The organism is Streptomyces aculeolatus, from assembly GCF_020400605.1.
Classification (GTDB): Bacteria; Actinomycetota; Actinomycetes; order Streptomycetales; family Streptomycetaceae; genus Streptomyces; species Streptomyces aculeolatus.
Genome location: NZ_JAINRD010000001.1, coordinates 660573 through 683911 on the forward strand (window position 1 = coordinate 660573; position 23339 = coordinate 683911).

General features: G+C 75.5%; 19 protein-coding genes and 1 pseudogene. 11 read left to right on the forward strand and 9 right to left on the reverse strand.

Annotated features, from left to right (window positions below; genetic code table 11):
- Window positions 1–10: 10 nt before the first annotated feature.
- Entirely contained in the window at window positions 11–1432 is a 1422-nt protein-coding gene (locus tag LG396_RS02840) for an aldehyde dehydrogenase family protein (protein WP_225793426.1), read from the reverse strand.
- A gap of 189 nt (window positions 1433–1621) precedes the next feature.
- Here LG396_RS02840 and LG396_RS02845 point away from each other — a divergent pair, with 189 nt between their 5' ends.
- Complete coding sequence (locus LG396_RS02845; RefSeq protein ID WP_225793427.1) at window positions 1622–3442, forward strand: PucR family transcriptional regulator; 1821 nt, start codon at window positions 1622–1624, stop codon at window positions 3440–3442.
- 149 nt (window positions 3443–3591) lie between these two features.
- Here the strand turns inward: LG396_RS02845 and LG396_RS02850 are convergent, their stop codons facing one another.
- Genes LG396_RS02850 through LG396_RS02860 form a run of 3 tightly spaced genes read right to left on the reverse strand, consistent with a single transcriptional unit; the run spans window position 3592 to window position 7254 of the window.
- On the reverse strand, window positions 3592–5070 hold the full coding sequence (locus LG396_RS02850; protein WP_225793428.1) for an MFS transporter: 1479 nt from the start codon (window positions 5068–5070) through the stop codon (window positions 3592–3594).
- Window positions 5067–5573: a RidA family protein gene (locus tag LG396_RS02855; protein WP_225793429.1), complete on the reverse strand. Its 507-nt coding sequence runs from the start codon at window positions 5571–5573 to the stop codon at window positions 5067–5069. Before LG396_RS02855 ends, LG396_RS02850 begins: the two co-directional genes overlap by 4 nt.
- A 28-nt stretch (window positions 5574–5601) precedes the next feature.
- Window positions 5602–7254 carry a gamma-glutamyltransferase family protein gene (locus LG396_RS02860; RefSeq protein WP_225793430.1) on the reverse strand — a complete coding sequence of 551 codons (1653 nt, stop codon included), beginning with the start codon at window positions 7252–7254 and terminating at the stop codon, window positions 5602–5604.
- 290 nt (window positions 7255–7544) lie between these two features.
- Here LG396_RS02860 and LG396_RS02865 point away from each other — a divergent pair, with 290 nt between their 5' ends.
- From LG396_RS02865 to LG396_RS02885, 5 genes are all read left to right on the forward strand, one after another.
- A complete protein-coding gene (locus tag LG396_RS02865) occupies window positions 7545–9194 on the forward strand; it encodes a hypothetical protein (RefSeq protein WP_225793431.1) in 1650 nt (549 codons plus the stop codon).
- A 129-nt stretch (window positions 9195–9323) separates the two neighbouring features.
- Window positions 9324–10049: an iron-containing redox enzyme family protein gene (locus LG396_RS02870; RefSeq protein ID WP_018835934.1), complete on the forward strand. Its 726-nt coding sequence runs from the start codon at window positions 9324–9326 to the stop codon at window positions 10047–10049.
- A 79-nt stretch (window positions 10050–10128) separates the two neighbouring features.
- Window positions 10129–10578 (forward strand): Rieske (2Fe-2S) protein, encoded by a 450-nt coding sequence (locus tag LG396_RS02875; protein WP_225793432.1) that lies wholly within the window; start codon window positions 10129–10131, stop codon window positions 10576–10578.
- A gap of 3 nt (window positions 10579–10581) precedes the next feature.
- Window positions 10582–11853: an NAD(P)/FAD-dependent oxidoreductase gene (locus tag LG396_RS02880; protein WP_225793433.1), complete on the forward strand. Its 1272-nt coding sequence runs from the start codon at window positions 10582–10584 to the stop codon at window positions 11851–11853.
- Window positions 11854–11855: 2 nt separating this feature from the next.
- Window positions 11856–12185: a Rieske (2Fe-2S) protein gene (locus LG396_RS02885; protein ID WP_018835937.1), complete on the forward strand. Its 330-nt coding sequence runs from the start codon at window positions 11856–11858 to the stop codon at window positions 12183–12185.
- An 86-nt stretch (window positions 12186–12271) separates the two neighbouring features.
- On the opposite strand, the gene LG396_RS02890 is transcribed toward LG396_RS02885, so the two are convergent.
- The 3 genes and pseudogenes from LG396_RS02890 to LG396_RS02900 all read right to left on the reverse strand — a co-directional run.
- Window positions 12272–12724 carry a protein-tyrosine phosphatase family protein gene (locus tag LG396_RS02890; RefSeq protein ID WP_225793434.1) on the reverse strand — a complete coding sequence of 151 codons (453 nt, stop codon included), beginning with the start codon at window positions 12722–12724 and terminating at the stop codon, window positions 12272–12274.
- A 46-nt stretch (window positions 12725–12770) separates the two neighbouring features.
- A complete protein-coding gene (locus LG396_RS02895) occupies window positions 12771–14573 on the reverse strand; it encodes a bifunctional metallophosphatase/5'-nucleotidase (protein ID WP_225793435.1) in 1803 nt (600 codons plus the stop codon).
- A gap of 145 nt (window positions 14574–14718) precedes the next feature.
- Window positions 14719–15366, reverse strand: a pseudogene (locus LG396_RS02900) (sigma factor-like helix-turn-helix DNA-binding protein); the annotation flags it as partial.
- Window positions 15367–15513: 147 nt separating this feature from the next.
- Between LG396_RS02900 and LG396_RS02905 the strand changes: the two are divergent.
- The 5 genes from LG396_RS02905 to LG396_RS02925 all read left to right on the forward strand — a co-directional run bounded on the left by LG396_RS02905 (window position 15514) and on the right by LG396_RS02925 (window position 20857).
- A complete protein-coding gene (locus LG396_RS02905) occupies window positions 15514–16335 on the forward strand; it encodes an SDR family oxidoreductase (protein WP_225793436.1) in 822 nt (273 codons plus the stop codon).
- A gap of 95 nt (window positions 16336–16430) precedes the next feature.
- Window positions 16431–17231, forward strand: a complete 801-nt coding sequence (locus LG396_RS02910; RefSeq protein ID WP_225793437.1) for an SAM-dependent methyltransferase — start codon at window positions 16431–16433, stop codon at window positions 17229–17231.
- Window positions 17228–18253 carry a sugar ABC transporter substrate-binding protein gene (locus LG396_RS02915; protein ID WP_225793438.1) on the forward strand — a complete coding sequence of 342 codons (1026 nt, stop codon included), beginning with the start codon at window positions 17228–17230 and terminating at the stop codon, window positions 18251–18253. Before LG396_RS02910 ends, LG396_RS02915 begins: the two co-directional genes overlap by 4 nt.
- Window positions 18254–18269: 16 nt before the next feature.
- Entirely contained in the window at window positions 18270–19832 is a 1563-nt protein-coding gene (locus LG396_RS02920; protein ID WP_225793439.1) for a sugar ABC transporter ATP-binding protein, read from the forward strand.
- Window positions 19833–19930: 98 nt separating this feature from the next.
- On the forward strand, window positions 19931–20857 hold the full coding sequence (locus LG396_RS02925; RefSeq protein ID WP_225793440.1) for an ABC transporter permease: 927 nt from the start codon (window positions 19931–19933) through the stop codon (window positions 20855–20857).
- 123 nt (window positions 20858–20980) lie between these two features.
- On the opposite strand, the gene LG396_RS02930 is transcribed toward LG396_RS02925, so the two are convergent.
- On the reverse strand, window positions 20981–21952 hold the full coding sequence (locus tag LG396_RS02930) for an epimerase (RefSeq protein WP_225793441.1): 972 nt from the start codon (window positions 21950–21952) through the stop codon (window positions 20981–20983).
- Between the two features lie 75 nt (window positions 21953–22027).
- A complete protein-coding gene (locus tag LG396_RS02935; RefSeq protein ID WP_018835947.1) occupies window positions 22028–23260 on the reverse strand; it encodes an ROK family transcriptional regulator in 1233 nt (410 codons plus the stop codon).
- Between the last annotated feature and the right edge of the window lie 79 nt (window positions 23261–23339).

Here is a 23339-nt window from a genome sequence, read left to right on the forward strand (position 1 = left end):
GGTTCCTTCCTCAGTACGCGCAGTAGACCGTCTTCGTGTCCGTCACGAACTCCAGTGCCGTCCGCCCCCCTTCGGGGAACGCCCCGGAGCTGGACGCGCCCCAGCCCCCGAACGGCGGCGCGACGCCGTTGCCCGTCGTGCGTTCGTTGACCTTGACCACCCCGCAGCGCGCCGCCCGCAGGAAGCGGTGCGCGGTGCCGAGGTCGCGGGTGTGGATCGCGGTGACCAGGCGGTGCGGGTCCGCGTTGATCTCGGCGAGCGCCTGCTCCGGGCCCTCCACCGGCACCACCGACAGCAGCGGCCCGAACAGCTCGCCCGTGTTCACCGGATGGTCCGCCGGTACGCCGGTCAGCACCGCCGGCAGCACCCAGTGCCCCGCCGGATCCGCCCCCGGCGCCAGCGATCCGCGCCCCGCGACGACGGCGCCCGCGGCGACGGCCGAGTCGAGCAGCCCGGTGAGGCGGGTGCGCTGCGCGGCGGTGGCGGCGGGGCCGATGTCGGCGCCCGGGTCGTCGCCGCGCCCGGCGGTCAGCTTCGCGGCCCGCTCCGCCAGCAGCGCGGTGAACTCCGCCGCCACCGGTCGCTCCACCAGCACCCGGTCCGTCGCGGTGCACACCTGGCCGGTGAGCCCGAAGGCCCCGGCGGCAACCTCCGCCGCCGCGCGCGGCAGGTCGGCGTCGGCGCAGACCAGGGCGGCGTTGTGCCCGCCCAGCTCGAACTGGACCCGGGCGGCGGGCCCCACCGTGGCGCGCAGCGCCGCGCCGACCCGGTCGGAGCCGGTGAACGTCACGGCCCGTACCTCCGGCGCCCCCGCCAGCGCCGCCATCGCCGCCGGGTCGTCGCCCTGGACGACCCGCAGCACGTCCTCCGGCACTCCGCCGCGATGGCAGGCCGCGGCCAGCCGGGCGCCGACGCCCGGGGTGACCGGCGATGGCTTGAAGACGACGGTGTTCCCGGCGGCGAGCGCGGGGGCGATCTTCCGGGCGGCCAGCGAGACCGGGAAGTTCCACGGCGTGACGGCCACGACGACGCCGAGCGGCACGCGCAGCGTCCACGCCGCGACACCAGGGCTCTCGCCGGGGTACGTCGCCCCCTCCACCAGGTACGCGAGCTGCGCCGCGAGCCGGAACTGCTCGACGGTCTTGGCCACTTCGCCGCGCGCGGCGCCGAGCGTCTTGCCCTCTTCGCGGCAGATCAGCTCCGCCAGCGGCGCCGCGTCCGCGGCGAGTTCGGCGGCGGCGCCGTGCAGCGCCTCCGCACGCCGCCCCGCGGGCGCCGCGGCCCAGCCCTCGAAGGCCCGGTGGGCGGTACGCACCGACCCGGCGGCCTGCGCCGGGGTCGCCGCGGCGACCTCGGTGACGGTCTCGCCCGGCGCCGCGGGGTCGGTCGAGCGGAGCACCGCCGGTTCGGCGGTCGGACCGGGCGCCGTCATCGCCCCGCTCCGGGCCAGGTCGTTTTGCCCGGACTCTGGTGCGCAAGTGCTTTTCTCGACAAGATGACCTCCACGTCCTCATCGGCCGGGCAGCGTGTCGTGGTTCCTCAAGACAGCCCCTAGCTTTGGCGTTTCCGGCCGACGCGGCTTCGTACAATCCGCACCATCGCCGCAGGAGGATGTAGGCAGATGGCACACGACACATCGCACAAACTGCACATGACGGTGGAATCGCTGCTGGCCGAGCCCGTGTTGCGCGGGCGGCTGCTGGGCGGCAAGGCCGGGCTGCGCCGCGAGGTGACCTGGTGCCTGCCGCTGGCCGAGCTGCCGCCGCCGCCCGGCGCCGGCCGGCCCGCCGCCGGTGAGGACCTCGCGGGCATCGCGGTCTACGCCCCCGCCGCCGAACTCGTCTCCGCCCCCGACTCCCGCCGGCTGCTCGCCGGGCTCGCCGCCCGCGGCGCCGCCGTCGTGCTGGCCCGGCTCCAGCAGGGCACGGAACCGGATCTCGGTCCCCTGATGCGCGCCGCCGACACCGCCGGGCTGCCGCTGGTGCGGCTGGCGCCCGAGGCGGACTACCACCGGGTCGGGCGGCTGGTGGCGGTGAAGTCGATCGCCGACACGGCGCACGTGCTGGAGTACAGCGTCCGCGTCCACCGCACCCTCGGCGAGGTCTTCGCCTCCGGCTCAGGACTGCCCGCGCTGGCGCGGTCGATGGCGACGCTGTCCGGCGGCTCGGTGCTGATCCTGGACCGCGGCGGCGAGCTGCTGGCCCGCGCGGAGCGCGACCGGGCGGCCTCGGACGCCGAGTGGCAGGAGCTGGCGGACGCCGTCCACGCCAAGGCGGGCACGGCCCGGCCGCACGCGCTGCGCGCCGGGCACCACCACGTCGCGGCCCGCGACCTCGACGTCGCCGCGCCGTGGGGCGAGCGGCTGCACGTGGTGTGCGCGCCGGTGGGCGTGGCGGGGGAGCCGTACGGGACGGTGGCCGTCGTCGAGCCGGTGCTCGCGCCGGAGTCGCACGCGCTCGCGCAGCACCGGGTGATCGTGGAGCAGGGGGCGCCGCTGGTGGCGTCGGAGATCCTGCGGCAGCGGTCGGTCACGGAGGCGGAGGAGCGCTCGCGGGACGACTTCCTGGACACGCTGGTGCACGGGCGGTTCACGGATGCACACGAGCTGGAGGCGCGTTCGCGGCACTACCGCTTCGACATGGAGGCGCGCCACGCGGTCTTCGTCGTCTCCATGCCGGCGGCGACCGCGGCGCGGGCGCAGGCGGTGCAGCGGGCCGTCGCGGGGGCGGCGGACGCGGCGGGCGGCGGAGCCGCCGGCGGCTCGGCCGGCGCGGGCCAGGGGGCGGCGGGAGCCGCGCCGGGGCACGGCCGGGGGTTCACCATGGCGACGCTGATGGGCCGGCTGCTGGTCGTCGTCGCCGAGTTCGCGGCGGCCGACGCCACGGCACCGTTCGACGCGCAGGCCGAGAAGTCGGCGCTGCAGCGGTACGGCCGGTGGCTGCACCGGCTGGTGACGGGCCGGGCGGACGCCGCCGCGCAGATCGCGTACGGCCGGGCCGCGGCGGGCGCCGCGGGGGTGGCGGCGAGCTTCCGGGAGGCGCGGATCACGCTGGAGCTGTCGGGCCGGGTGCAGGTGCCGGAGGTGTGCGGGTACGCGGAGCTGCGGGTGTTCGCGGCGGTCGAGGAGGCGGCGGCGAGCCCGCAGGGGCGGGAGTTCGCGCACGAGGTGCTGGAGCCGCTGCGCCGCGCGGACGGCCAGACGGGCAACCTGGAGCAGGTCGTGCTCGCGTACATCGCCGAGTCCGGGAACCTCAACGCGGCGGCGCGGCGGCTCCAGCTCCACCGCAACACGATGCTCTACAAGCTCGAACGGGCCTCGCGGGCGCTCCAGATGGACGTGCGTTCCGCGGAGACCCAGTTCACGGTGTGGCTGGCGCACCGCATCCAGACGCTCAACGACTCGCTGCGGGTGCTCCAGGCGGAGCTGTCGCCCCCGGCGTAGCGCCCGCCGCGCGGGCCGTACCCGGGGTGGGGCCGGCGGGCCGGGCGCGCCGTCGCCCGCACCCGCGGCGAACGGTGCGGGGCCGGGACGGTGTGTGCTGCCGCGACGCCGGGTCCCCCTCGCCGGTCGGCGGCTTCGCGCGGGTCCACTCAGCGGGTACGTACCGGAAGGTGCGGCTCCGGCACGGCCGCGGCGACGGGCTGCGGGTCCCTGCCCGCGAAGGAGAAGACGAAGGCCGCCGCCGCCAGGACCGCGCCGGTGCCGAAGACCCAGACGAGGCGCTCCGGTTCGGTGCCCAGCAAAGCGACGGAGGCGGTGCCGAGGGCGGTGGCGCCGAACCGTACGAGGTTGAAGAGCCCCAGCCCCGCGCCCGTACGCCCCGCCCGCGACCGGGACGCCCCGGTCGCCGCCGGGGTCTGCACGAACGCCACCCCCGCGCCCAGCGCCAGCAGCGCCGCGACCAGCGGCGGCGCCGCCCCGCGCCACCCGGCGACGGCGGCCAGCGCGCCGAGCCCGGCCAGCAGCGTCAGCAGCCCGCCGCGCATCGCGGCCCGGCCGCCGAACCGCTCGGTCGCCCGCCCCGCGACGGGCGCCAGCGACGCCATCGCCAGCGGCAGCGCCAGCACCACCAGCCCCGTGGTGCCCTCCGCCATGCCCTGCGTCTCGACCAGGTACACCGGCGCGGCGAGCAGCGTGGCCCCCAGCGCGTACATCTGCGCGGCGGCGGCGAACGACGAGCGCAGATACCGCACTTCGACCAGGTGCCGGGGCCGCAGGAACGCCCCCGGCCGGCCCCGCTCCACCCACAGGAACGCCGCGAGGCACAGCACCCCGCCGCCCGCGAGGCCCCAGACGGCGGGCGAGCCGACGCCCTGCGACGGCACCGCCGAGGTGGCGGCCAGCAGCAGGGCGGCGCCGCCGGTGACGGTGAGCGCGCCGCGCCAGTCCAGGCGGGTACGGGCCCGCTGCCCGGCGGCGGGCGGCGGTCTGGGCAGCAGCAGCCGGCCGCCGAGGACGACGAGCGCGGACAGCGGGACGATCTGCCAGAACACCGCGCGCCAGCCGAGGAACTCGGCGAGCAGCCCGCCGGTCGTCGGCCCGAGTGCCTGCCCGGCGCCGTTGGCCGCCGCCCACAGCGACAGCGCCCGCCCGCGCCGCTCCTCGCCGAGCACCTGCACCACCAGCACCATCACCACGGGCAGTACGGGCGCGGCGGCCAGGCCCTGGAGCATGCGGAACGCCACGAGCACCGGCAGGCTCGGCGCCAGCGCGGCCCCGGCGGAGCCGACGAGCACGCCGGTCATCGCCCAGCACAGCACGCGGCGGTGGCCGAACCGGTCGCCGAGCCAGCCGGAGACGGGCATGAGGGCGGCGAGGGTCACGGGGAAGGCGGTGGCGACGAGGACGCCGCGGCTGAGGGGGGCGTCGAGGTCGGCGAGGATGGACGTCATCGGGACGTTGACGACGGTGTTGGCCATCGTGGTGGTCACGGTGGCGGTCAGGACGGGCAGCAGCCCCCACCGGCTCGGCCGGCGGGCGGATCCGGCTTCGGCGGTGCCGGTCTTCCCGGGCGGTGCGGCGGGCTCTCGCGTCGCCGTGCCGCGGCGCCACGCGCGGACGTTCTTCATGGGCGTACGGCCGCCGTCAGTTCGACCTCCACCGGCGCCCCCGACGGCAGCGACCGCACCCCGATCGCCGAGCGCACCGGCAGCCCCGCCGCGGGCGCGGCCTCGCGGAGCCCGGCGGTGGCGCCGTCCGCGACGGCCGACAGGTCGGTGAACCCGTCGACGCACGCCACGTACACCGTCATCCGCAGCAGCCGCCGCAGCCGCCCCGCGTCGCCGTCCAGCGCGGCGACGACCGCCGCGACCGCGTTGCGCGCCGCGAGCCCGGCGGCGTCCCGGGCGACCGCGGGGTCGACGTCGCCGCCGACGAGCCCGGTGACGGTCAGCCGGCCGGCCACCCGCGGCGTCATCCCGGCGCTGAGCGCGAGCCCGCCGTCGACGACGGCGGCCCGGTAGTCCCCCTGCGGTACGGGCGCGGCGGCCCCGGGCCCACCGTCCCCCGCCCCGGCCTGTGCGGCGCCGGACGCGCCCGCCGCCCCTCCCGGCACCGGATCCCCCTCGGACACCGAACCCCCCTCGCCCACCGAAGCCCCCTCAGACACCGAGCGCCACCCCGTCCTGCCGCGGGTCCGCGCCGCCGAGCAGGCAGCCCCGTTCCGCGTCCGCCGAGATCACCATCGCGCTCCCGCCCCCGCCCCACGGCCCCGCGTCGGTCACCTCGTGGCCCCGCTCCCGCAGCCCCGCCAGCACCTCGCCGCCCAGCCGCGACTCGCACCGCAGCTCCTCCGGCTGCCCGATGACGTCCGCGTCGCTGCCCGGGTGGATGAAGAACCGCGGGGCCTCCACCGCCGCCTGCGGGTCGAGGCCGTGGTCGACCAGGTGCGAGATGAGCTGCGTGTTCCACTGCACCTGGCCGTCGCCGCCCGGGGTGTTCCCGACGTGCTCCAGCCGGCCCGCCGCGTCCGTGACGATCCAGGCGTTCAGCGTGTGCAGCGGCCGGCGGCGCGGGTGGACCGCGTTGGGGTGGCCGGGTATGAGGTATGCGCCGCGGCCCAGGCGGTTGTTGAGCAGCACGCCGGTGCCGGGGACGGTGACCTTGGAGCCGAAGGTGAAGGCCAGCGAGTGGATGTAGCTCACGGCGCGCCCGTCCGCGTCCACCGCGACCATCGACGTCGTGTCGCCGTCCGCGGGCCCCGCGGCGCCCGCCGGGGCCTCGCCGCGCGCGAGGCGGTCGCGCGCCGCGGCTGTCGCGGCGGCCGTCAGCGTCTCCCGCCACACGTCGGTGTCGCTCGCGCAGCGCCCCACGCGGTCCGCGAAGGACAGCCGGGCCGCCGACGCCAGCAGGTGCACGGCGTCGGCGCCGAGCGGGGCGAGGGCGCCGAGGGTGCCGTCGCAGAGGGCGAGCTGCTGGAGGGCCATCCAGCCGGGGGTGGGGGGCGGGGTCTGGTGCACGGTACGGCCGCGGTAGGCGGTGCTGATCGCCGGCTGCGGCGCCACGTCGCCGGTCAGCGCCCACTCCTCGCCGCTGAACGGCGCGCCGGCCGCCCGCAGGAACGCCACGGCCCGCTCGGCGAACGCGCCGGTGTAGAAGGCGGCGGGGTCGGCGGCGAGGGTGCGTATCGTCGCGGCCAGCTCCGGCTGCGCGAGGCGGTGGCCGACGGCGGGCGGGCGGCCGGCGGGCAGCAGGTTCCGCAGCGCGTCGGGGTCGGCGGCGAGGAGTTGCTCCTCCTCGGCGATGTCGCGCCGGGTCTTCGCGGTGCACGGCAGGCCGCCTTCGGCGGCGCGGGCGGCGGGGGCCCACAGCTCGGTCAGCCCGCGGGTGGCGCCCGCGGCGTGCAGGGCGGCGAGGGCGGCGGGCGCACCGGGTACGGCGACGGAGAGCGGGCCGGCGATCGGCACGGCGGCGTGGCCCCGGTCCGCGTAGAAGCCGGCGTCGCCGCCGTCGGGCCCGTACCCGCTGCCGCAGACCGTCCACACCCGGCCGTCCGGCTCCCGTACGACGGCGAAGGCGTCGCCGCCGACGCCGCACTGGCCCGGCAGCGCGAGCCACGACATCGCGGCCATCGCCAGCGCCGCGTCCACGGCGTTGCCCCCGTCGCGCAGCACGGCGGCGCCGGCGAAGGTGACGGCGGGATGCGCGCTCGCGGCCATGCCGCCGGCGGCGAGCACCGGGGTACGGGGCGGGCGCTGCCCCTGCTCAGACGGCTGCTGGACGGACGGCGGATGCGACTCGTACGACTCGGCCATACGGCGAGTATCCGTCCGGCCGGGCCGGAGATCCATGTGCAATCCGCCCCCGGATCCGGCGGTCGCCTTGTGCGCCCCGCACATTCGAGCCGCCCGGCAACGGCCCGGACCCGGCCGGGAAACAGCCCGGAAACTCCAGGGTCTTCCCGCCCGCACACTGCACAAATAATGTGCCGGACAATGTGCACCCTCCCCCTGTGGCCTGGCAGAAACGGTCGCCAGAGTGCCGCACAACCATCGGACTTCGGCGGTCCGGCAGCAGTGCCGGACGCCGGGTAGGGAGTGCGGACGTGGAGCTGACTGCTGCGCACTGGACGTATCTCGCGGGGGTTGTCGTCATCATCGGCGTGATGATCGCGCGGCGTAATGTCGTCGTTCCCGCGGTCGTCGCGACCTTCCTCACGGCCTGGTTCTACAGCGGCAGCCTGGTCAAGGGCCTGGCCTCGATCTTCTCCGCGAGCCTGACCGCGGCCGGGGAACTCTTCAGCATCTTCCTCATCATCGCCCTCATCACCGCGCTGCTCGGCGCGATGCGCGCCATGGGCGCGGAGCGGCGGATGGTGGTGCCGTTCCGGGCGCTGATGCGCAACGGGCGGATGGCGTTCGTGGCCATCGCCGGCGTCACGTACTTCATCAGCCTGTTCTTCTGGCCGACGCCCGCCGTGCCGCTGATCGGGGCGATCCTGCTGCCCGCGGCGATCAGGGCCGGGCTGCCGGCGGTGAGCGCGGCGGCGGCCATCGCCATCGCGGGGCAGGGCATGGCGCTGTCCAGCGACTACGTGATCCAGGTGGCGCCGGGGCTGTCCGCGAAGGCGGCGGGGGTGGAGACCTCCGCGGTCGCGGACCGGGCCATGGTCCTGTCGGTGATCACCGGGGTGGTGGCGCTGACGCTGGTGTACCTGAAGGGGCGGCGCTCCTTCGGCACGACCAGCGAGGAGCACCAACTGCGCTGGGAGGCCCAGGCGGAGGCGCTGGCGGCCGACGGCGGCGGGGGCTCGGACGTTTCCCTGGGCGGTACGGGGTCGGGGCGCCGGGAGCGTACGGCGGCCGCCTCCGACGGGGGCGCGGGGGCGGCGACGAAGCTGCTCAGCCCACCGGGGAACGGCGACGGCCAGAAGCGAGGAACCGATTCTGCTACGGGCCCGGGCACCGGCCCCGGACCGGACCCCGACCGCGGCCCGGCCCCGGGACCCGGCTCGGGCACGGACCCCGGCGGCGCCGCCCCCGGCGAACCCGTGCGCCGCTCCCGCGCGTTCGCCCTCATCGTGCCGCTCACCTTCGCCGCCATCGTCGGCTACATGCTCCTCGGCAAGTTCACCGACACCGTCACCGAGGTCCAGGGCGGCGAGGCCGCCGGGCTCGTCGGCGGCGTCGCGATGCTGCTGCTCTTCGCCGCCGTGTTCTGCTGCGACGGCAAGGACGGCCTGACCACCGCCGCGGACCACGTCGTCGACGGGCTGGTCTTCGCGTTCAAGGCCATGGGCGTCGTCGTGCCGATCGCCGGGTTCTTCTTCCTCGGCAACGTCGACTTCATCACCCAGATCACCGGCGTCCAGGACGACGACCCGCCCGCGCTGCTCTTCGACCTCGTCACCGCCGTCGACCAGTACATCCCCGACGTCGGCTTCATCGTGGCGTTCGCCATCCTGATCATCGGCATGATCACCGGCCTGGAGGGCTCCGGCTTCGCCGGCCTGCCGCTGACCGGCTCGCTCTCCGGCTCCCTCGGCCCGGCCGCGGACGTCGACCCGGCGACGCTGGCCGCCGTGGGGCAGATGGGCTCGGTGTGGACCGGGGGCGGCGTGCTCATCGCGTGGTCCTCGCTGCTGGCGGTCGCGGGGGTGGCGCGGGTGCCGGTGCAGGAGGTCGTACGGCACTGCTTCGTGCCGGTCGTCGCCGGGCTGGTGACGGCCACGGCGCTGGCGACCGTGCTCTTCTGACGCCCGGCCGCACCCGTACCCGGCACAGTGCACAGAGATTCCGCACCGGCCTGTGCACAAACACCATCCTCGACTCCCCCGCACCCTCCCTACTTTGGTGACACACGGACCGCGGAAAGGACGCAGCAGATGACGGAACTGCTCTCTAGAGACGAATTCCGCAGCGCGCTGGAAGAGGCCATCAAGGGCCGCGAGGCGAAGAACGCCTCCTTCAGCACCGCGTGGGCGGAAGGGCAGCTCAAGCGTGAGCACTTCGCCCGCTGGGCGGAGAACCACTACCACTACGTCGGCCCGTTCGCCGACTACCTGGGGTACATCTACGGAAACACCCCGGACGAATTCACCGGCGCCAAGGACTTCACCCTCCAGAACATGTACGAGGAGGAGCTGGCCGACATCCGCCACACCGACCTCCTCATCCGCTTCGCGGAGGCGTGCGGCACCACCAAGGAGCGTATCGAGGACCCCTCGAACATGAACCCGGTCACCCGCGGCCTGCAGTCCTGGTGCTACGCGGTCGCCATGCGCGAGCACTTCGTGGTCGCCACCGCCGCGCTCGTGGTGGGCCTGGAATCGCAGGTGCCGAGCATCTACAAGAAGCAGATCGTGCCGCTGCGGGAGAGCTACGGATTCACCGAGGACGAGATCGAGTTCTTCGATCTGCACATCACCTCGGACGTCGTGCACGGCGAGCGCGGATACCAGATCGTGCTCGACCACGCCGACACCCCGCGGCTCCAGCAGCGGTGCCTGCAATTCGTGCGCTGGGGCGCGGAGATGCGCTTCTCGTACACCCAGGCGCTCTACGACCACTACGTCCGGCCGGACCTGGAGCCGGCCGCGGTCGCAGCCTGAAAGGACCGCGAGCCGGCAGACGGCGGCGGCCGGACGCGACATTCCGGCCGCCGCCGTCTCTTCATACCCGGAGGAGCACATGTCCGAATGGACGCGGGTCGCCGAACTCACCGACGTGAGCCGGCGCAGAAAGAAGCTGGTGGCGCTCGGCGAGGAGCGGGTCGCGCTCTTCTACGCCGACGGCGAGGTGTTCGCGTTCCGCGACGCCTGCGTGCACAAGGGCAAGTCGCTGGCGCGCGGCACCGTGCTGCACGGCCGGGTCGTCTGCCCCGGGCACCAGTGGGCGTTCGACCTGCGCACCGGGCAGGCGGACGACCGCGAGGAGTGCCAGCCGCGGTACGAGGTACGCGTCGCGGAAGGCGGCGTGTGGCTGCGCCCCGCGGCTCTCGCGGGCAGCGCCGCGGCAGCCGCGGGCGTACCCGCGGCGGTGAACTCCGCGCCCCCGTCCGCCCGGTCCGCGGCTCCCCCGTCCGCCGCCGCGCCGTCCGTCCCGTTCCCGGCCCCACCCACCGCCGCCACCCAGGAGTGACCCATGTCCGACACCCCCAGGAGCGTCGTCGTGATCGGCGCCAGCCAGACCGCGGCCGTCGCCGCGCGCACCCTGCGCCGCCGCGGCTTCGACGGCGGCATCGTCCTCGTCGGCGACGAGCCGCACGCCCCGTACCAGCGCCCCCCGCTCAGCAAGGAGCTGCTGGAGGGCGCCGCCGACGACTCCGACGCGGCGCTGCTGACCGAGCAGTGGTGCCGTGACAACGCCGTGGAGCTGCGCCTCGGCACGCCCGCCCGGCGCATCGACACCGCCGCGGGCGCCGTGGAGCTGGCCGACGGCACGACCGTCCCCGGCGACCGGTTCCTGCTCGCCACCGGCGCGAGCGCCCGGCGGCTGCCGGGCGTCGCGGAGGACGACGAGCGGATCGTGCACCTGCGCGGGCTGGACGACGCGCTGCGGCTGCGGTCGCTGCTGCGCCCCGGCGGCCGGCTGGTGATCGTCGGCGCGGGCTTCGTCGGCTCGGAGGTCGCCTCGACGGCGCTGGCGCGCGGGGTGCGGCCGGTGGTCATCGAGCAGGCACCGGTGCCGCAGGCGCGGGTTCTGGGCGAGGAGATGGGCGCGTTCTGCGCGGACGTCCAGCGCGCCGCGGGCGTGGAACTGCACACCGGCGAGACCGTCGCGTCGGTACGGACCGGGCCGGACGGCGTCGTCGTCACGACGGAGTCGGGGCTGCGGGTCGAGGGCGACGCGGTGGTCGTCGCGGTCGGCGCGGTGCCGAACACCGCGGTGGCGCGGGCCTCGGGGATCGCGGTGGAGAACGGGGTCCTCGTCGACGAGCGCTGCCGCACCAGCGTCCCGGGCATCTTCGCCGCCGGCGACGTGGCCAACCACCGGCATCCGGTGTACGGGCGGTGGGTGCGGGTGGAGCACTTCGACAACGCGAACAAGCAGGGGATGGTGGCGGCGAAGAACATCTTGGGCCGGCCGGCGGTGCACGGGGACCCGCACTGGTTCTGGTCGGACCAGTTCGGCCTCAACCTCCAGCACGTCGGGCACGCGCGGTCCTGGGACCGGCTGGTGGTCCGCGGCTCGGTGGCGGAGCGCGACTTCACCGCGTTCTACCTCGAAGAGGGCGTGCTGCGGGCGGCGTTCGCGGCGGAGCGCGGCGGGGACGTGATGGCGGCGAAGGAGCTGATCGCCCGGGGGGCCGCGCCGGATCCGGCGCGGCTGGCGGACGAGGACGTGGACCTGGCGGAGCTGGCCGGGCAGGCGGACGAGGCGGCGGCGGAGCCGGCGCTGGCGGGAGGAAAGTGACGATGCCCGACACCGGGAACGCGACGTACGTGCGGGTCGCCCGCTCCGGCCAGGTCCCGGAGGGAGTGGTGCGCCGCTTCTTCGTCGGCGACAAGGAACTGGCGGTCTCCCGCTTCGAGGGCGAGGTGTACGCGAGCGCCAACTACTGCACGCACCTGGCCTGCCACCTGTCGTCCGGCAAGGTCACGGAGGACGGGCTGCTGTGCTCGTGCCACGGCAGCGTCTTCGACTTCGCGACGGGGGAGCCGCTGTCGCCCCCGGCGGTGAAGCCGATCAAGGTGTACGAGGTACGGGAGGAGGACGGGGAGATCCTGGTGGCGGGGCTGGAGTAGGAGAAGCCGCCGGCCGCCGGGGCGCCGGCGAGGCCGTGCCGGGTGGGCGGGCCGGGTCGGCGGTGCGCGGTGCGCGGTGCGGCAGGTCAGCCCGCCGGGGTGCCGCGGGTCTCGGGGAAGCGGGTGACGTAGCGGCGCTGCCAGGGGGTCTCCACCGCGCGGGGGTTGTAGTGCTCCCGTACGTACGCCACCGCCCGGCCCGCCGGCACCCCGTCGAGCACCGCGAGGCACGCCAGCGCCGTCCCCGTACGGCCCACCCCGCCGCCGCACGCGACCTCCACCCGCTCCCGCTCCGCCCGCTCCCACGCCTCGCGCAGCGCGGCCTCCGCCGCCGCGCGGTCGGCCGGCAGGCGGAAGTCGGGCCAGCGGACCCAGCGGCTCTCCCACGCCGTCTCCGGCGCGGGCCGGCCCAGCAGGTACAGCCCCAGCTCGGGGTCCGCACCGGCGGGCGCCGGCTTGCGCAGCCCGCGCCCGCGCACGTACCGACCGGACGGCAGCCGCATCACTCCGGCCCCGGTGGGCTCCCACGTCTCGCTCATACCGCCGAGAGTAGCCGCGGGCGCCCACCGGCCGGGGGCGTACGCCCTACTGCCGCACGGTGATGCGCGCCGGGGACGGCGGTGCCAGCGGGGCCTCGGGCGCGCTGGCGTTCTGCAGGTACGTGACCAGGGCCGCGGTGTCCGTCACGTCGCCGCCCTGGCGGCCCGTACCGTCCTTGAACGCGGTGAACCCGTCGCCGCCCTCCGCGAGGAACTCGCTGACGGTGACCCGGTACTCCCGGTCCGCCGCCACCGGTTCGCCCGCGACCCGTACGCTCGCCGCGTCGAGCCGGGCACCGCCCGCGCGGCTCATGTCCACCGCGTACGACAGCTCCGCCGACGGCTGGAGGAACCGGGGACTCGCCTCGTTCGGGCCCTCGAAGCCGTTGCGCAGCGCCCCGACCAGCTGGTCGCCGGTGAGCGTCATCGTCACGACCGCGGACTCGAACGGCGCGACGCGGAACGCCTCCGCGTACGTCACCACCCCGTCGCCCTCGTCGCCCGACGAGGCGTACGTGAGGTCCCCGCGGATCCCGCCCGGCTGGATGAAGCCGATCTCGGCGCCGCTGCCGCGGGTCGCCTCGGCCAGCCCGTCGGCGATCACGCCGCCGAGCGGGCGCTCCGGCGCGGTCGAGCCGCGTCCCGGGAGGTCGGCGGTGATGTAGCCGACGGGCTTGTTCTCCAGCTCGGCGGAGCGCTCCCGCCAGGTCCCGATCAGCTTGGCCATCGCCGGGTCCTGCGGGGCGGAGGTGGGCACGGGGTGGTTGGCCGCCTCGACCGTGCCGCGGAGCACGTCGCCGGTGCGGGGGTCGAGGGCGAAGCGCACGTCGGTGTACGTACGGCCGAAGGACGCGGCCTGCGTGACCGTGCGCGGGTCGCCCGCGGGGTCGGTCACGGTGCACACGTACGGCTCGTGCGAGTGGCCGCTGAGGACCATGTCGACGGCCGGCGTGAACGACTCGGCGAGCCTGCGGATCGGCTGCCCCAGCTTCGCGGCCGGGCCGCCCTCGTCGCAGTCCTCGTTGTACGGGATGCTCCCGCCGTGGTTGCCGCCCTCGTGGAGGACCACGGTCTGCGCGGTCACGCCCATGGCGGTCAGTTCGCGCGAGTACCGGTCGACGGCCTCGACCTCGTCGTGGAACTCCACGTCCCGGATGCGCGCGGCGGAGATCGCGTCGGGCGCGTTCTTCGTGATCAGCCCGATGAAGCCGATGCGCTCGCCGCCGGGCAGGGTCTTGACCCAGTACGGCGGCAGCAGCGGCTCGGCGCTGCCCTTGCGGGTGACGTTGGCGGCGAGGTACGGGAAGTCCGCGCCGTCGTACGGCTCTTCGGGCACGGCGCAGCCGTCGGAGGGGTGGCAGCCGCCGCGGTCGATGCGCAGCAGTTCCTCGGGGCCCTCGTCGAACTCGTGGTTGCCGACGGACGCGACGTCGAGGCCGAGTTCCTCCAGGGCGTCGATGGTGGGCTCGTCGTGGAAGTTGGCGGAGAGCAGCGGGCTGCCGCCGATGAGGTCGCCGGCGCCGACGGTGAGGGTGTGGGGCTGCCCCTCGCGGGCGTCCTTGAGCAGGGCCGCGAGCCCGGCGACGCCGCCGGCCTGGGTGCGCACCACGTCGCCGGAGTCGGTGATCCGGGAGACGGAGCCGGCCGGGCCGTCGACGGGGTCGAGGTTGCCGTGCAGGTCGTTGAGGGCGAGGAGTTGGACGGGCACGGGGCCGGGTTGGGCGGCGGCCGGCCCGGTGGCCGCGGACGCGCCGGTCCAGGAGAGCAGGGAGAGCCCCAGGACCGCGGCGGCGCCGGCGGCGAGCGCCCGGCGGCGCGGGACCGCGGGGCGGGCTTTCAAGATCAACATGGCGCACACCGTAGGGCGGCGCGGAGAGCCGGAGGGACCGACGGACGGGCTGCCACCCGCGGGAGGGGCGAGCTTCACCCGTTGGGGGGGCGGGTGTTGCCGGTCCCGCCCCGCCGTGCGCCGGGGCGCCGTGCTCCCGCCGCGCTCAGTCCGCCGGTACGCCCACCTCCACCCCCGCCAGCCGGTCGGCGTCCGCGATCACGTCGATCTCCGTGATCAGCCCCTCCGCCACCGTGAAGCTCAGCAGCAGCCGCAGCCGCCCCAGCGGCGCCATCACGAGCCCCACCGCGCCGTCGATCAGCCCGGGGCCGGTGAACTGCGCCCGGCCGGCCGCGGCCATCGCGCCCTGCGCCACCGGCGCCGCCCCGCGGACCTCGACCGGCTCCGGCGTGGGGATCGCCGCGCGGTCGGCCCGCAGCACCACGTCGGGGTGGAGGAGGGACACCAGTGCCTCGAAGTCCCCGCCGCGCGTCGCCGCGAGGAAGGCGGCCACGATCCGGCGCCTGCGCCGCAGGTCCTCGGCCGGGGCGGTGGCGGGCGGCGCCCCGCCCCGTACGCGGCGGCGGGCGCGGCTGGCGAGCTGGCGGGCGGCGGCGGGGGTGCGGTCCAGCATCGGCCCGATCTCGTCGAAGGGCACCGCGAACATGTCGTGCAGTACGAACGCGAGCCGCTCCGCGGGCGCCAGCGTGTCCAGGACGACGAGCAGCGCGACGCCCACGGAGTCGGCGAGCAGCGCCTCCTCCTCGGGGTCCCGGGGCGGAGGGGCGGTGCCCGTTCCGGTGCCGGCCGCGGACACGGTCCGGTGGAAACTCCTCCGGCAACTTCTGCTCGTCCATCCGTCACATCCCTCACTCGCGGGGGTCCCTGCAGTAGACCCCATCCGACCTGCGGGTTGTGATCGGGGGGCACGCGTACGACAGCGAAACCACCTGGAGTGACCATGGCATCGACCATCCTGCTCACCGGCGGCACCGGCACCCTCGGCCGGCTCGTCGCACCGCTGCTGCTCGCCTCGGGCGCACGGCTGCGGGTCCTCAGCCGGCAGCCCCGGGCGGCGGGCGCCGAGGGGACGGTGACCGCCGGGGGAGCCGATGGCGTCGAGTACGTCACGGGCGACCTCGCCACCGGCGAGGGCGCGGCGGCGGCGGTCGCCGGCGCGGACGTGATCGTCCACTGCGCGGGCACCCCCAAGGGCGACGACGTGAAGACCCGCCACCTGGTCGACGCCGCGAAGGCCGCCGGCAGCCCGCACCTCGTCTACATCTCCGTCGTCGGCGCCGAGCGCACCCCGGTCTCAAGCGGCCTGGACCGCGCCATGTTCGGCTACGTGGCCGCGAAGCGCGCCTCGGAGGAGATCATCACCGGGTCCGGGCTGCCGTGGACGACGCTGCGCGCCACCCAGTTCCACGAGCTGACGCTGACGACCGCCCGCGCGATGGCCCGCCTGCCGGTGCTCCCGGCGCCCGCCGGCTTCCGCATCCAGCCGATCGCCGCCGCGGAGGTCGCCGACCGCCTCGCGGAGCTGGCGCTCGCCGCGCCCGCGGGGCTCGTCGCGGAGATGGGCGGCCCGCGCACGTACGACATGAAGGACGTGCTCCGCGGCTACCTCGAGGCCGCGGGCCGCCGCCGCCCGGTCCTGCCGGTGCGCCTGCCGGGAAAGGCAGCCGCCGCCTTCCGCGCGGGCGCCAACCTGGCGCCGGGCCACGCGGTGGGTCACCGCACGTGGGAGGACTTCCTGGCCGGGGCGACCGCCGCCGACTGACCTGGGGCGTAATGGAGGGCTTTGGTCAACTGCTGGTAATGTGCGCGCACTTGACACGCCAGACGCACCCTCTGCCCGTTCCCGGAGCCCTTGATATGACCGATCAGGACCCCGCGCACCTCCCCTTCGACGTCCGCGTCCCCAACGCCGCGCGCATGTACGACTACTACCTCGGGGGCAAGAACAACTACCAGGTCGACCGGGACGCGGCCGAGAAGATCATGGCCCTCGGCCCCAGCCGGTCCATCTGCGTCGCCAACCGGCGCTTCCTGGGCCGCGCCGTGCGGCACGCCGCGGCGCAGGGGATCCGGCAGTTCCTGGACCTGGGCACGGGGCTGCCGACCCAGGAGAACGTGCACGAGGTCGCCAAGCGGCAGGACCCGGGCGCGCGGGTCGTCTACGTCGACTACGACCCGGTGGTGCGCGCGCACGCGCAGGCGCTGCGGATGCTCGACGACACCGTCACCGTCATCGAGCAGGACGTCCGCGAGCCGGAAACGGTGCTGGGCCACGCGGACTTACGCAAGACGATCGACCTGTCCCGGCCGGTGGCGGTGCTCTTCATCGCCATCCTGCACTGCCTGACCGACGACGAGGACCCGTGGGGCGTGGTCCGCGCCCTCACCGGCGAGCTGGCGCCGGGCAGCATGATCGCCGTCTCGCACCTCACCGACGACGCCCACCCCGAGGAGGGCGCGGCGGCGCGGAAGGTCTACGACAAGGCGACCGCACCGCTCATCCACCGCTCGCACGCCGACGTCGAGCGGTTCTTCGAGGGGTTCGAGGTGCTGGAGCCGGGAGTGACGCGGGTCAACGAGTGGCGGCCCGAGGACGACCTGGACCGGTTGCGTCCGGGCGGAGAGTGGTTCTACGTGGGAATGGGGCGGAAGAATTGACCGGGAAGCGGGCTACGGCCGCGGCGCTGCTGTTATGCCTGGTGGCGGCGGGATGCACGGACGGGGACGACGGCGACTCCGGCAAGGGGCCGGCGGGGGACCCGGCACCCGAGGGGGTCGCGTTCTTCGGCTTCGCCAAGGCCAACTCCTTCACCGCGGCCACCTTCGAGGGCGTGGAGAAGCAGGCGCGGAAGGAAGGCACCGAGGCGGAGTTCTTCGACGCCGGGTTCAAACCGGAGCTCCAGGTGCAGCAGATGCAGGACGCGATCACGTCGGGGCGCTACGACGTCTTCGTGGTCCAGGCGGTCGACGGGGCCGCCGTGATCCCCGCGGTGCGCGGTGCGATCCGCGAGGACATCAGCGTGGTGGTCCAGTTCACCCCGGTCGGTACGGCGTACGACACCGCGGCGCCGCAGGTCGACGGGGCGGTCTCGCTCGTGGACGTACCCGTGGAGAACGGCCGCAGGCTCGGTGAGCTGGGCGCGGGCGCGTGCGCGGCCCGGGACGAGGGCCCGTGCGAGGTGGCGTACCTGGAAGGGCTGAAGACGCTCCCGCTGGACAACGCGCGCACCGAGGCCGTCGTCGACACGCTGGCGGCCCGGTCGGGTGAGGGCGCGCCGGAGATCGAGGTCGTCGCGCGCGTCGAGGGCGGCTACACCCGGGAGTCGGGCCGCACGGCGATGCAGGACGTCCTCCAGGCGCACCCCGGCGTCGACGTGGTCATCGGCTCCTCGCAGGCGGTGCTCGGCGCGGAGGCGGCGGCCGGCGGCAAGGACATCGCGTACGTCGGCAACGGCGCCTCGCGGCAGGCGGTGGCGGCGGTCGAGGAGGGCCGCTGGTACGGCATTCCGTACCTGCCGGTGACGACGTCCGGCGCGAAGGCCGCGGAACTGGGGCTGGCGCACGCCCGGGGCGAGGACGTACCCGCGTCGACGGACATGGCGTCGCTCGCCGAGAAGGAGGGCGTGTACACCGAGAAGGAGATCACCTCCCTCGGCATCACCGGCGAGTACGACGACTGACGGGCACGCAGGCGTCATGCACGTCGCGCTGGACCGGATCGGCAAGAGCTACGGCGGCACACCCGTCCTCGACGAGGTGTCCCTGAGCCTGCCCGCAGGCCGGGTGCACGGGCTCGTGGGCGAGAACGGCGCGGGCAAGAGCACGCTGGCCCGGGTGCTGTGCGGGGCGGTGCGGGCGGACCGGGGGCGGGTCCTGGTGGACGGGCGGGAGATCCGGATCCGTACGCCGCGGGACGCGCTGGGCGCGGGCATCGTGCTGGTCACGCAGGAGGGGGCGGTGGTGCCGGCGCTGAGCGTGCTGGACAACGTGCTGCTGGGGACGGGGGGCGGGCGGTACGGGGTGCGGGACGGGGCGGCGGAGAAGCGGCGGTACGGGGAGCTGGCGGCGCGCGCGGGGTGGGAGGTCCCGTACGCGGACGGGGCGCGCGGCGCGCACGGCGAAGGCCCGTACGGCGTGGGCGCGCACGGCATGCGCGCCGATCCTGCACCGGATCCCGGTGCCCGCGTGGGCGATCTGCCCTTCCCCGCCCGCCAGCGCGTCGAGTTCCTCCGCGCACTCGCCCACGACGCCCGCCTCGTCGTCCTCGACGAGCCGACCGCCGCGCTCGCCGAGGCCGACGCCGCCCGGCTGCTCGCCACCGTGCGGCGGCTGGCGGCGGACTCGGGCATCGCCTTCGTCCTCGTCTCGCACCGCCTGGACGAGGTCGTCGCCACCTGCGACACGATCACCGTGCTGCGCGACGGGCGGCGCGTGACGACGGTGCCCGCGGCCGGGACGACGCCCCGGGAGCTGCTGCGGGACATGGTGGGGACCCCGGTGGCGGCGCTGTACCCGGAGCCCGCACCGGTGCGGGAGGACGCGCCGGTGGTGCTCGCGGTGCGGGGGCTGTCGCGGGGGCGCACGGTGCGGGACGTGGGCCTGGAGGTGCGGGCCGGGGAGATCGTCGGCCTGGCGGGGCTGGCGGGCAGCGGCCGTACGGAGACGCTGCGGGCCGTGTTCGGCGCGGACCGCCGCGACGGCGGCGAGGTGACCGTCGCGGGCCGCCGCGTCACGGGCGTCGCCGGCGCGATGGCGCTGGGCGCGGGCCTCATCCCGGCGTCGCGCGCGGAGGAGGGGCTCGTCCTCGTCCGGTCCACCGCGGAGAACCTGGCGCTGGCCAGCCTGGCGGACCGGCGCCGGCTGGGTTTCGTACGGCGGGAGGAGGAGCGCCGCACGACCGGCGCCACGGCGGAGCGGCTGGACATTCGCGGGGCGGGGCCGGACCGGCCGGCGTGGACGCTGTCGGGGGGCAACCAGCAGAAGTCGCTGTTCGGCAAGTGGCTGATCCGCCGCCCGCGGCTGCTGCTGGCGGACGAGCCGACGCGCGGCGTGGACGTGGCGGCGCGCGCGCAGATCCACGAGCTGCTGGCGGAGTTGGCGGCGGAGGGGGTGGCGGTGCTCGTCGCGTCGTCGGACGTCGAGGAGGTGCTGGGGCTGGCGCACCGGGTGCTGGTGATGCGGGAGGGGCGGGTGGCGGGGGAGTTCGCGCGGGGGACGGCGGGGGCAGGGGACGTACTGGCGCTGGCGGGCCTGCGGTGAGGAAGGCGGGGGCGGCCCGGACGCGGTGGCCGGTGGGAAGGGGCGGGGCAGCAGGGGCGAGGGCACGCAGCGGGCTGGAGATCCGGGACTACGGGATCGTGGCCGCACCGCTGCTGCTGGCGGCTGCCCTCTCGCTCACGACGGACACGTTCCTCACCTCGGGCAACCTCGTGAACGTCCTCGACCAGGCGGTGGTCATCGGCCTGTTGGCGTGCGGGCTGACGCTCTGCATCACGTGCGGGATGTTCGACCTGTCGGTGAGCGCGGTCCTCGCGGTCAGCGCGATCGTCGCCGTGGAGACCACCCGCGCCGCGGGCGTCCCGGCGGGCTACGCGGCGGCGGTGGCGACGGGCGCGCTGATGGGCACGGTGACGGGGCTGGTCACCGTGGCGTCGCGGGTGCACTCGTTCATCGCGACGCTGGCGCTGAGCATCGTCTACCGCGGCCTGGCCGTGATCCTCACCGGCGGCGCCATCGTCTACCCGCACGCGGACCAGCTCGACTCCTTCGCGGAGTTGGCCAGTCCCACGGTGCTCGCCGACGTCACGGCGCCCTCGCTGCTGCTGCTCGGGGTGGCCGCCGTCTGCTGGCTCCTGCAGTCCCGCACGACGCTGGGCCGCAGCATCTACGCCATCGGCGGCAACCCGGAGGCGGCCCGCCTGTCGGGGGTCAGGACGGGCGCCGTCCGGGTGATCACGTTCGCGCTGAGCGGGACGTGCGCGGGTACGGCGGGCCTGGTGATGGCGACCCGCAGCGGCTCGGCCCAGGCCAACACGGGCACGCTGCTGGAGCTGACCGCGATCGCGGCGGTCATCATCGGCGGCACGAGCATCCTCGGCGGCGAGGGCACGATCTGGCGCACGCTGATCGGGGTGCTGCTGCTCGGCCTGATCTCGAACGGCTTCAACCTGCTGGGCTGGAACCCGACGTACAAGCAGGCGGTCGAGGGCCTGCTGATCCTCGCGGCGGTGACGCTCGATCAGTTCCTGCGGGCGAGGGGCGGAACACGCGGGTCCACGGCATGAGGGGGGACATCGCCGGGGCCTCACCCACGCCCGCGCCCCTGCTCACCTCCACCCCCCAGGGCACCTGCGGCTCCAGCGACGGAGGCCTCCGCGCCGGTGCGCCGGCGCGGCCGACGGCCGCGGCTATGCGGCGCGGCGGGGCCGCGAGCGGGATCGCTCCCGTCGCGTTCGCGCCACGAGGTCCGCCGCCGCCTCCGGCCAGGCGCCGTGGTCGAACGCGAACCCCGCGTCCCGCAGCCGCCCCGGCACCACCCGGCGGCTCTTGAGGAGCAGTTCGGTGTCGGTGCGGAGAACGAACGCGCCGATTGCGGCCATCCAGCGCGTCGCCGGCAGGCCCACCGGCATGCCCCACGCGCCGCGCAGCCCGCGCATGAACTCCCGCTGCGGCAGCGGACCGGGCGCCGCGAGGTTGACCGCCCCCGAGATGTCGTCCCGGTCGATCAGGAACTCCACGGCCCGTACGAAGTCGCGGTCGTGGATCCACGACACGTACTGCGCGCCGCCCGCGACCGGCCCGCCGAGGCCGAGCCGCGCCAGCCACAGCATGTAGTCGAAGACGCCGCCGCGGTCGGGGCTCATCACCATCGCCGACCGCAGGGCGACCTTGCGCGTCTGCGGCGTCGCGGCCCGCTCCTGCTCCCGCTCCCAGTTCCGCGCGATCCCGACGCTGTACGCCCAGTAGCCGGGGACGCCGGGCTCGTCTCCGCCGATCGTGCCGGCGGCCTCGTCGTTCGGGGCGTCGAAGCGGTGGGCGTAGATGGTGGCGGTGCTCATCTGGAGCCAGACCCGGGGCGGCTTTCCGGCGGCGGCTATCGCCTCGCCCACGACGCGGGCGGAGTCCACGCGCGAGTCCATCATGGCGCGGAGGTTCTCGTCGGTGTAGCGGCAGCTGACGCTGCGGCCCGCGAGGTTGATGACGACGTCGCTGCCGTCGACCGCCTCAGCCCAGGGGCCGAGCGTCCGGCCGTCCCAGCCGACTTCGCCGTCGCGCACCGGGCGTCTGGTCAGGACCGCCACCTCGTGCCCCGCGTCGGTCAGCGCCCGGCGCAGCACGCCGCCCACCTGTCCGGTCCCTCCCGGCAGCACGATCTTCACCGGCCCTCCCCCGGACGCGTGACGTCGTACGGTGAGCGTACGACCCGCCCGTACGGGCCCGGCGCGGCGGGGGGTTCAGCCCGCCGCCCCCGCCAGGGCCATGTCCACCTGCCTCGGCGACAGCGCGTGCTCGATCGCCAGGATCCCCGCGCCGATCGCCGCCGCGTTCTCGCCCGTCCTGCTCGGTTCGATCCGCAGCACGTGCGTCGCCAGCGGGTGCGACCTCCGGTACACCGCCTCCCGGACCCCCGCGAGCAGCTGGTCGTGCACCGCCGCCAGGGCGCCGCCCACCACCACCGTCTCCGGGTTGAAGAAGTTCACCAGGCCCGCCAGGACCTCGCCCACCGCCCGGCCGGCCTCGCGGACCATGCGGACGGCCTCGCGGTTGCCCTCCTTGACCAGGCGTACGACGTCCAGCCCCGCCGACGCCTCCAGGCCCAGCTCCTTCAGGCGTACCGCCAGGGCCGCGCCGCCCGCGATGGCCTCCAGGCAGCCGGAGTTGCCGCAGCGGCACAGCTCCTCGCGTTCGCCCACGCGGATGTGGCCGATGTCGCCCGCCGAGCCCTGCGCGCCCCGGTGCAGGCGGCCGTCGGCGATGATGCCGCAGCCGATGCCCGTGCCCACCTTCAGGTAGAGCAGGTACGACGTGTCGGGGAAGGCCCGGCGCTGTTCGGCCAGGGCCATGACGTTCACGTCGTTGTCGACGAGCGCGCGGACGCCGAAGCGCTCGTCGAAGAACTCCGGGATGGGGAACTGGTGCCACCCCGGCATGATCGGCGGGTCCACCGGGCGCCCGGTGGAGAACTCCACCGGGCCCGGCACGCCCGCGCCGATGGAGCGGAGGGTCTTGGGGTCGCGGCCCGCCTCCTCCAGCAGCCGCTGCATGGTCCGTTCGACGTGGCCGAGAACCGCCTCAGGACCGTCGGCGATCGTCAGCGGGTCCTCGCGGACCGCGAGCAGCGTGCCGCCGATGTCCAGCAGCGCGACCCGGCAGTGCGAGGCGCCCAGGTCGACGCCGGCGACGGCGTGCTCGCGGGTGCGCAGCGAGAGGCGGCGCGGGGGGCGGCCGCCGGTGGAGCCGGCTTCCGCGTCCTCGTCGACGAAGCCGTGCGCGATCAGCGCGTCGACGCGCTGGGAGACGGTGGAGCGCGCGAGGCCGGTGAGGCGGGCGATCTCGGCGCGCGTGGCGGCGGCGCCGGAGCTGATGAGCGCCAGCACCTCGCCGGGGGACTGGCCCGCGGACGGGCTGTACGGCGGGGCCCCGGGCGGCTGCGCGCCGGAGGCCGACGGCGGCGGCGGTGGCGGCATCGGCGAGGAAGGCGAAGAAGCGGCTGTCACATCGACCACCTTAGAGACCGCCAGGTGCACCAACAAGACCTTCTTTGTT

Coding starts and splice junctions, on each gene's coding strand:
- LG396_RS02840 (WP_225793426.1), bottom strand. CDS start 1,432: ATGACGGCGCCCGGTCCGACCGCCGAACCGGCGGTGCTCCGCTCGACC.
- LG396_RS02845 (WP_225793427.1), top strand. CDS start 1,622: ATGGCACACGACACATCGCACAAACTGCACATGACGGTGGAATCGCTG.
- LG396_RS02850 (WP_225793428.1), bottom strand. CDS start 5,070: ATGAAGAACGTCCGCGCGTGGCGCCGCGGCACGGCGACGCGAGAGCCC.
- LG396_RS02860 (WP_225793430.1), bottom strand. CDS start 7,254: ATGGCCGAGTCGTACGAGTCGCATCCGCCGTCCGTCCAGCAGCCGTCT.
- LG396_RS02870 (WP_018835934.1), top strand. CDS start 9,324: ATGACGGAACTGCTCTCTAGAGACGAATTCCGCAGCGCGCTGGAAGAG.
- LG396_RS02875 (WP_225793432.1), top strand. CDS start 10,129: ATGTCCGAATGGACGCGGGTCGCCGAACTCACCGACGTGAGCCGGCGC.
- LG396_RS02880 (WP_225793433.1), top strand. CDS start 10,582: ATGTCCGACACCCCCAGGAGCGTCGTCGTGATCGGCGCCAGCCAGACC.
- LG396_RS02885 (WP_018835937.1), top strand. CDS start 11,856: ATGCCCGACACCGGGAACGCGACGTACGTGCGGGTCGCCCGCTCCGGC.
- LG396_RS02890 (WP_225793434.1), bottom strand. CDS start 12,724: ATGAGCGAGACGTGGGAGCCCACCGGGGCCGGAGTGATGCGGCTGCCG.
- LG396_RS02895 (WP_225793435.1), bottom strand. CDS start 14,573: ATGTTGATCTTGAAAGCCCGCCCCGCGGTCCCGCGCCGCCGGGCGCTC.
- LG396_RS02905 (WP_225793436.1), top strand. CDS start 15,514: ATGGCATCGACCATCCTGCTCACCGGCGGCACCGGCACCCTCGGCCGG.
- LG396_RS02910 (WP_225793437.1), top strand. CDS start 16,431: ATGACCGATCAGGACCCCGCGCACCTCCCCTTCGACGTCCGCGTCCCC.
- LG396_RS02920 (WP_225793439.1), top strand. CDS start 18,270: ATGCACGTCGCGCTGGACCGGATCGGCAAGAGCTACGGCGGCACACCC.
- LG396_RS02935 (WP_018835947.1), bottom strand. CDS start 23,260: ATGCCGCCACCGCCGCCGCCGTCGGCCTCCGGCGCGCAGCCGCCCGGG.